Annotated in this window: 1 protein-coding gene; it reads left to right on the top strand. The window is 74.9% G+C overall.

What is annotated here, in order from left to right:
• Positions 1–51 precede the first annotated feature (51 nt).
• A partial coding sequence (locus K6753_RS14595) for a hypothetical protein (protein WP_223677186.1) occupies positions 52–283 on the top strand: 232 nt, incomplete at its 3' end.

Here is a 283-nt window from a genome sequence, read left to right on the forward strand (position 1 = left end):
TGCTCGGCGTGACGCCACCGGCCACCGCGAAGGTCGGACGCCACCGCGCCGTTGGACGAGCCCGATGGCCCGGATGTGGTCGCGTTGACGCCGGCACACCGGGCGGACCGATTTCGACGCGCCATCGCCCGGGTCACCGCGCTCGACGCGAAAATCGCTCCGCAATGCCGCCGTGGCGATCGCCGCGTTGCGCGCGCGGTCGGCCATGCCGGCCCGACGGTGGACCGCGTGGCTGCTGCTCCTCGCCAAGGGGCCGGCACCGGCCGTCACCACCGTGCCCGTG

The sequence above is a fragment of the Novilysobacter selenitireducens genome (assembly GCF_020026895.1).
GTDB lineage: Bacteria > Pseudomonadota > Gammaproteobacteria > Xanthomonadales > Xanthomonadaceae > Lysobacter_C > Lysobacter_C selenitireducens.